The organism is Cobetia sp. SIMBA_158 (assembly GCF_046566945.1).
GTDB lineage: Bacteria > Pseudomonadota > Gammaproteobacteria > Pseudomonadales > Halomonadaceae > Cobetia > Cobetia amphilecti.
Window position 1 is genome coordinate 1 of record NZ_JAWJYL010000123.1, and the last position, 359, is coordinate 359.

The window sequence follows — 359 nt, forward strand, 5'->3', positions numbered from 1 at the left end:
TAAAACATTACCTCTAATAATGGTCAATTGTTCATCCGTTAGTTGGATTTTCCCTGGCGTACGAACGAGTACCGTAACATGGTGTTTGTCATGAAGGGCAAGTGTTACGATTTCACGGCCAACTCGTCCAGTTCCACCTAAAATTAAAATATTCATTAGAATGAACCTACCTCCTTCTTCTAAAGCTGATTATATCGTTTTTTCTGGATTAGGGTTGGTTTGTACCATATTGGCTTCAGGCAAAAAAAGAGCCATCCAAAATGGACAGCTAAAAAATGTATATATAACTAAGGGGGAACACTAATATATTCTCCAATTCTTGAAATCTTTATACATACTAAAAAAATAAATTTTTAATT

General features: G+C 34.3%; 1 protein-coding gene. It reads right to left on the minus strand.

Translation table 11 applies throughout. The annotated features are described in order from the left end of the window. On the minus strand, window positions 1-156 hold a 156-nt coding region (locus R2R70_RS19260), incomplete at its 3' end, for an NAD(P)H-binding protein (protein WP_410978788.1). Window positions 157-359: the final 203 nt, after the last annotated feature.